The sequence below is a fragment of the Wolbachia endosymbiont of Nomada ferruginata genome, from assembly GCF_001675785.1.
In the GTDB taxonomy this organism is placed as follows: Bacteria; Pseudomonadota; Alphaproteobacteria; order Rickettsiales; family Anaplasmataceae; genus Wolbachia; species Wolbachia pipientis.
Genome location: NZ_LYUY01000128.1, coordinates 1 through 2,804, shown reverse-complemented (window position 1 = coordinate 2,804; position 2,804 = coordinate 1). Strand labels below are relative to the sequence as shown.

Annotated in this window: 2 protein-coding genes; one reads left to right on the top strand and one right to left on the bottom strand. The window is 37.2% G+C overall.

Annotated elements, in window-relative coordinates; translation table 11 throughout:
• Positions 1-254: hypothetical protein (locus tag BA053_RS07525; protein ID WP_458695152.1), on the bottom strand; the 254-nt coding region annotated here is incomplete at its 3' end.
• A 223-nt stretch (positions 255-477) separates the two neighbouring features.
• Between BA053_RS07525 and BA053_RS05865 the strand changes: the two genes are divergently transcribed.
• Positions 478-2,664 (top strand): ankyrin repeat domain-containing protein, encoded by a 2,187-nt coding sequence (locus BA053_RS05865; protein ID WP_082942385.1) that lies wholly within the window; start codon positions 478-480, stop codon positions 2,662-2,664.
• Positions 2,665-2,804 lie beyond the last annotated feature (140 nt).

Here is a 2,804-nt window from a genome sequence, read left to right as displayed (position 1 = left end):
TGCTTGACACTGGGATCCAGAGATCTTAACTTTAAATAAGTAGCTGCATAATAAAGACTAGATTCCAGTGTCAAGCACTGGAATGACACCGTCATAAAGGGAACCAGTGTCTGGGCACTGGGATGACAAAGAAATAGGCACTGGGATGACGAGAAAGGAGTACTGGGATGACACCATTCTTTTTTCTGGATCCCAGTGTCAGCTACTCGGATGACGAGAAAGGAGCACTGGAATGACACCCTGACAATTGTCATCCCGCTACGTGTTAGCGGCCGAGATACCGCGAATGAATCGCGGTATGACGGTTCGCGGTGGCATGATGTAGGACTGCTGTGACACCATTATAGAGTGAACCAGTGTCAGCTACTTGGATAGAAAATGTTTATGACTAATTTTTAGATCAAACATGGAATTTCGACAAACTTAACTTTTTTGTGAGACTGTTCAGCAATAATAAATAAATTGAGAGGGAAGGTTATGGCAATAAAAAAGGAAAAGTTTTTTGAAATAATAAATGAGGTAAGCAAGAGTGAAGGTTTAAATGAGAATAATTTACTTGAAAGAATAGGGAGTAAGCTAAAAGATGCAGACTCAAAAGTATATAGCACTTGTAACAATTTGAAGATAGATAAGATGTTCAGTATATTAGATTCAGACAAAATTGTAAGTTATATGTTGGTACATCTTGCTGTGGAATGTAACAGTGTACCAATAGTAAAACTCCTACTAGCAAAGGAAGCAAAAGTTAATGAACCAATATATGAACTTGATGGAGCTAAGTCTCAATTAACTGCTTTGCACATTGCTGCTTTGCATGGTCATCAAGAGATAGCTCAGCTTTTATTGAACAATAACGCAAATCCTTCACTAAAAGATAGTCAAGGCCAAACTCCAAGGGATGTTGTTGGCAATGTAGAAGGTAAAAAGGCTATAATAAAAACGTTAGAGGAAGGAGAACAACGCTATGCTGAGGCAAGAGCTACGAGAAGACAACCTTATAGACAAGACACTTTACTGCAGTCTAATAATAAAACTCCAGGAAATTCAGCTGTGGGCGGAAATAGAATAACTGCTGCAGTGCAAGCATGGAATGCAAGAGATCAGAAAGAGAACAACGGAACTACACCAAACAGCAGAGAAATCTATGTACAAGATGAGGATGAACAGACTTCTTCAAACTCAATCACTAATGAAAACAATATAAACAAAGTAGATGATACATTAGAAAGAAAACAAGCTATAAGAGAAAGAGATGCTATGTTGCAAAAATTGCAAGAGACAGAACAAAGATTTGCCAATAATAAAAAGCGCGTAGAACAAGATTACTTGCACAATCAACATCCAGAGCAGTATACTATACATAATGGGGAACAGACCTTTTTAAATAAAAGTAGTAGTGACGACAGTGGAATATGTTTTGATGGAGATGGATCTGAAACTTTAGGCCAATCTATATTAGAAAATGGAGAAGACATTAATGCACAAGATAAAGATGGCGTGACCCCTTTACATTGGGCTGTTGCAGATAACAATAAAGAATTAGCAAAACTTTTGATAAAACATGGAGCAGATGTTGATGTACGAAATAGAGATAAACATACCCCTTTACATTATGCTGCTGTGCATGGTTATGTAGAGATTGTAAAGTATCTAATAGATAATGGAGCAAATGTTAATGCACAAGATGAAGATGGACATATCCCTTTACACTTTGCTGTTAAATATGACAATAAAGAATTAGCCAACCTTTTGATAAAACATGGAGCAGATCGCTCATTGATAAAGGATGAAGACCTAATAGATAGACTAAACAGTATGTGTGATCAGCCATCTGAGGTTGTACCTAGTACCTTTTCTCATTCCAAAACACACAACGCAACGGAAACTCCAGAAAAAGCAGAAAAGGTTGAAAAACGTAAAGCTAAGTTAAAAGAATTACGTACTCAGCTAAAGGATGAGCAGAAAAAGAATGAATTGCTAAAACAAAAAATACAAGATCTAGAAAGTAAAAACACAACACTTGAGGGTGGACTAGGAAAAGCGCAAAAGGAACTAACAGAATTGAGAAATTGTGTCACTGAACATGAGACTAAATTGGAAGTACTGGAGAAACTCAATGAAGAGAATGAATCACTAGAACAAAAAATACAAGATCTAGAAAGTAAAAATACAACGCTTAATAGCGAATTAGAAGAAAACGAAAATAAGCATTCTAAAACAAAAGTGTTGTTAGAAAAAGCGCAAAAGGAACTAGCAGAATCAAAAAGTTGTATAGCTAGACATGAGACTAAGTTGAAACAATTCAATAAAGAGAATGAATCACTAACACAAAAAATAAGAAGTCTGGAGAATGAAAACACACCACTTGATGGTGAACTGGGCAAAACTAAAACAAATGAAGTGTCACTAGAAAAAGTAGGAAAAAGACAATTTTCCCCAAAAGTTGCCTACGCGAGCCTTGCAGCTATGTTAGCAGTAGGTGCTGCTCTTAGTATTGCTTTCGGATTGTCTGCTCTATTAATAGTTGCAGCTTCTGTGGTATCTGCACTGATAGCTGGTGGCATTACATACACAATATCAAAACCCATCGCTGAACCAAAACCTACCACTGAATTGAAAGAAGTGGATATAGGTTCAGCACAACGTGGTGTTTGTAAAACTTAGCACCTACATCTGTACGAACATTGCAGTTTGCAGGTGGCAGATGCAAGTAGCTGCACTGGAATCCCAAAAAAGGATGATGTCATTCCAGTCTGGAATCCAGCCTTGCCGTAATCTCATCAAGAACGTTGTGTTTTAACATA